The 4,090-nt window shown below is 73.1% G+C and carries 4 protein-coding genes; 2 read left to right on the top strand and 2 right to left on the bottom strand.

Annotation, left to right across the window (positions count from 1 at the left end):
- Window positions 1-633 (bottom strand): 1-phosphofructokinase family hexose kinase (locus tag OEY_RS0103895; RefSeq protein ID WP_010592633.1); only part of this gene is annotated, 633 nt, incomplete at its 3' end.
- A complete protein-coding gene (locus OEY_RS0103890) occupies window positions 630-1,397 on the bottom strand; it encodes a DeoR/GlpR family DNA-binding transcription regulator (protein WP_010592632.1) in 768 nt (255 codons plus the stop codon). The genes OEY_RS0103895 and OEY_RS0103890, both read right to left, overlap by 4 nt.
- A gap of 138 nt (window positions 1,398-1,535) precedes the next feature.
- On the opposite strand from OEY_RS0103890, the gene ptsP reads away from it, so the two are divergent.
- Together ptsP and OEY_RS28000 are read left to right on the top strand one after the other, a co-directional pair.
- On the top strand, window positions 1,536-3,221 hold the full coding sequence (gene ptsP, locus OEY_RS0103885; protein WP_010592631.1) for a phosphoenolpyruvate--protein phosphotransferase: 1,686 nt from the start codon (window positions 1,536-1,538) through the stop codon (window positions 3,219-3,221).
- 67 nt (window positions 3,222-3,288) lie between these two features.
- A partial coding sequence (locus tag OEY_RS28000; protein WP_272942245.1) for a uracil-xanthine permease family protein occupies window positions 3,289-4,090 on the top strand: 802 nt, incomplete at its 3' end.

The raw sequence follows: 4,090 nt of genomic DNA, 5'->3' as shown, positions 1-4,090 counted from the left end.
GCCCGCCGCCGATTCCAGGGTGGTGGCGTCCGCGCCGGTGAGCTGTGCGAGCTCGTCCGAGTTCGGCTTGAGCAGATCGGGTGCGGCGTCCGGGAACCCGGCCGCGAGCGCCAGCAGGGGCGACTCGGAGGTGTCCACGGCGATTCGGCAGGCGGACCCGTCCACGGCGGCGCGGACGGCGCGGACGAGGTCGGCGTACCAGTCGGTCGGCACACCGGGTGGCAAGGATCCGGACATCACCAGCCAGTGGGCGGCGGCGGCGGCGTCCACCACGGTCCGGCGCAGCGACTCCAGGGTGCCTTGCGTGTACGCCGGCCCGGGTTCGTTGAACTTGGTGGTGGTGCCGTCGGGCTCGGCGACGGTGATGTTGCTGCGGGCGGGACCCCCGGTCGGCACGGCGCGGTAGCCGATGCCGTGGTCGTCGAGCGCGGTGAGCAGCGGGTCGCCGGTGTTCCCCGGCAGGACCGCCAGGACCGGGCGTCCGGCCGCGCGGAGCACCCGGGCGACGTTGACGCCCTTGCCACCCGGGTCCACGCGGGTGGCGGCGGCGCGGTGCACGGCGCCGCGGACGAGGGGGCCCGTCAGCGCCACCGTCCGGTCCAGGCTCGGATTGGCGGTCAGCGTGACGATCATGCCGTCACCACCTCGATTCCGTTGTCGGTGAGTTCTTTGCAGTCGGTGTCGTCGAGCTCGGTGTCGGTGACGAGAACGTCCACGGCGTCGACGGGGGCGAAGCTGATGAGGTGCTGCCGGCCGATCTTGGAGGAGTCGGCGAGGACCACGACCCGGTCGGCGCAGCGCACCATCGCGCGTTTGACGGCGGCCTCGTCCGGGTCGGGAGTGGACAGGCCGTGGCCGACACTGAGTGCATTCGTGCCGATGAAGGCGACGTCGACGTGCAGCGCGCGGAGGAACCGCAGCGCATCCTCGCCGACCGTGGCCTGCGTGATCCCGCGGACCCGGCCGCCGAGCATGTGCAGACGCACCGATCCGAGTCCGGCGAGCCGCGCGGCGATGGGAACCGAGTTCGTGACCACCTCGAGGTCCACGTCGGCGGGCAGGGCCGCCACCAGGCGGCCGGTGGTGGTGCCGGCGTCGAACACCACGCTGCCGCCGGCGGCGGGGAGATACCGGGCCGCCGCGGCTGCGATCCGGTCCTTCTGCGCGGCGTGGGTGTGTTCGCGCTCGTTCAGTGCGGGTTCGGTGACGGTGAGTGCAGCGGTGGGGATGGCGCCGCCGTGCACACGGCGCACATGTCCCAGCCGTTCGAGCAGGGCCAGATCCCGGCGGACGGTCTCGGTGGTGACGCGGAAGCGGGTGGCCAGGTCGGCGACGGACATCCGTCCCCGCCGGCCGATCAACTCGGCGATCGCCTGCTGCCGTTCCTCTGCGTACACGCCGGGCTCCTTGCCGCTGAATGTTGTTTCATGTTGTTTTACGCCCGTATGTGTTGACATGTCAATGGTTCGGAGTAATCTCGATCACAGAATTACCCCGGAGGCTCATCCCGACACACCGGGCGGCGAGGAGGAGACATGGAGAAGGCGATCCCCGCAGCGGCGGAGATCTCGATCGTGCGGGGCACGCCGGTCGTGCCCGGGGTTGCCTACGGGCCCGTCGTACGCCCCGCCCCGCGGCCACAGATCCCCACCACGTTCGAGCGCATCCCGGACACCGCACGCGACGCCGAGGCCGAGCGTTTCCGGGCCGCCGCCGGCGCGGTCGCGGAGCGGCTGCGCAGTCGCGCCGGGCGAGCCTCGGGCGCCGCCGCCGAGGTCCTGCTCGCCAACGCCCAGCTCGCCGAGGACCGCGGGTGGCTCGGCGCCGTCGCCGCGAAGATCCGCAGCGGATCCGGCGCGATCGAGGCCGCAGTCGGCGCCACCGACCAGTTCGCGGACATGTTCACCAAGCTCGGCGGGCTGATGGCCGAGCGCGTCACCGATCTTCTCGACATCCGCGACCGGGTGATCGCCGAACTCGCCGGCCATCCCGAACCCGGCCTCGACCTGCCCGACGAGCCGTCCATCCTGCTCGCGGAGGACCTCGCCCCCGCCGACACCGCCGGCCTCGACCCGAGCCGGGTGATCGGACTCGCCACCACCCTCGGCGGGCCCACCAGTCACACCGCGATCATCGCCCGCCAGCTCGGCATCCCCTGCGTGGTCGCGGCGGCCGACCTCGACACCGTCCCGGCCGGCGTCCGCGTCCTGCTCGACGGCGCGGCCGGTGAGCTCCGCCTCGATCCCGACCCCGAAGAGGCGGCCGCTGCGGTCGCCGCGGCCCGCAGCGAGCAGGCGCGCATCGCGTCGTGGGCCGGCCCGGGCGCCACCGAGGACGGGCATCGCGTCGAGATCCTCGCCAACGTTCAGGACGGCGCCGGTGCCCGCGCGGCCCGCGCGACCCCCGCAGAGGGAGTCGGCCTGTTCCGGACCGAGCTGTGCTTCCTGGACCGGGAAACCGAACCCACCGTCGAGGAGCAGGCGGAGATCTACGCCGAGGTGTTCAGCGCCTTCGCCGGCCGCAAGGTCGTCCTGCGGACCCTCGACGCGGGCTCCGACAAGCCCCTGCGCTTCGTCGACCATCCCGACGAGCACAACCCGGCACTCGGGTTGCGCGGCATCCGGATTGCGAACGCCACCGAGGGACTGCTCGACCGGCAGCTCGACGCCGTCGCCGCCGCGGCCGCGCGCACGGGCACCGAGCCCTGGGTGATGGCACCGATGATCGCGACCGTCGCCGAGACCGCACACTTCGCCGCTGCCGTCCGCGCCCGCGGGCTCGTGCCCGGCGTGATGGTGGAGGTGCCGGCCGCCGCGCTGCTCGCCGAACGTCTCCTAGAACACGTCGACTTCCTGTCGATCGGCACCAACGACCTCGCGCAGTACACGATGGCCGCGGACCGCATGTCGCCCCACCTCGCATCCCTCACCGATCCGTGGCAGCCGGCTGTGCTGGCCCTGGTCGCCCGCACCGCCGCCGCCGGACGCGCCGCCGGCAAGCGAGTCGGGGTGTGCGGGGAGGCGGCCGCCGACCCGTTGCTCGGCTGTGTCCTGGCCGGCATGGGGGTCACCTCGCTGTCGTGTGCGGCCGCGGCCGTCGCCGGTGTCGGGTCCCGACTCGCCGCGGTGACCCTCGACCGCTGCCGCGAGGCCGCGGACGAGGTGCTCCGCGCCGTCGACCCCGGGGAAGCCCGCGACGCGGCGGCCCGCGTACTCGCCTGACGGACGCGATCGCCGCCGGGAGCAGCCGATGCGACCGGACCGGGGCGGGCGCCTACCATTCCCCGTTGTGAAGGAACAACTGAGGACACGGACGGCCGGGTTGGGCTGGACCCTGCACGGCGACGGGCGTCGCGTTGCCGACGGCGAGGTCGTCGCCCCGGACGAACGACTGTCCTGGCCCCGCACCGTGGGCATCGGCATGCAGCACGTCGTCGCCATGTTCGGCGCGACGCTGCTCGTGCCGACGATCACCGGCTTCCCGGTCACCACGACGCTGCTCTTCTCCGGCGTCGGCACCGCCCTGTTTCTGCTGATCACCCGCGGCCGGGTACCGAGCTACCTCGGCTCGTCGTTCGCGTTCATCGCACCGCTGACGGCCTCGGCCGCGGAGGGCCCCGCCGCCCAGCTCGGCGGCATCGTCGCCGTGGGCCTCGCCCTCGTCCTCGTCGGACTCGTCGTCAGGGCGCTGGGATCCCGCGTCGTCGACGCACTGATGCCCCCCGTGGTGACCGGCGCGATCGTCGCGCTCATCGGGTTGAATCTCGCGCCGGTCGCGGTCGGGTCCTTCGAAGCCCAGCCGCTCGTCGCGGCGATCACGCTGACCGCCATCCTGCTCGTCACCGTGTTGGGCCCCGGACTCGTCGGCCGTCTCGGCATTCTCGTCGGCGTCGTCGTCGGCTGGGTATTCGCCGCCGTCACCGGCGGACTCGCCGAGGAACGCGTCACGGCCCTGCGTGACGCCGCATGGTTCGGCCTGCCCGAACTGCGCGCCCCGGCGTTCGAGCTCTCCGTGGTGCTGCTGGCGCTGCCCGTCGTGGTGGTTCTCGTCGCCGAGAACGTCGGCCACGTCAAGGCCGTGGCGGCGATGA

It is taken from the genome of Rhodococcus sp. P14 (genome assembly GCF_000256505.1).
Classification (GTDB): domain Bacteria; phylum Actinomycetota; class Actinomycetes; order Mycobacteriales; family Mycobacteriaceae; genus Rhodococcus; species Rhodococcus ruber.
This window is presented reverse-complemented; position numbering and strand designations above follow the sequence as displayed.

Bases quoted from the DNA above. Each gene is read 5' to 3' on its own strand.
- ptsP (WP_010592631.1), top strand. From the start codon at position 1,536: ATGGAGAAGGCGATCCCCGCAGCGGCGGAGATCTCGATCGTGCGGGGC.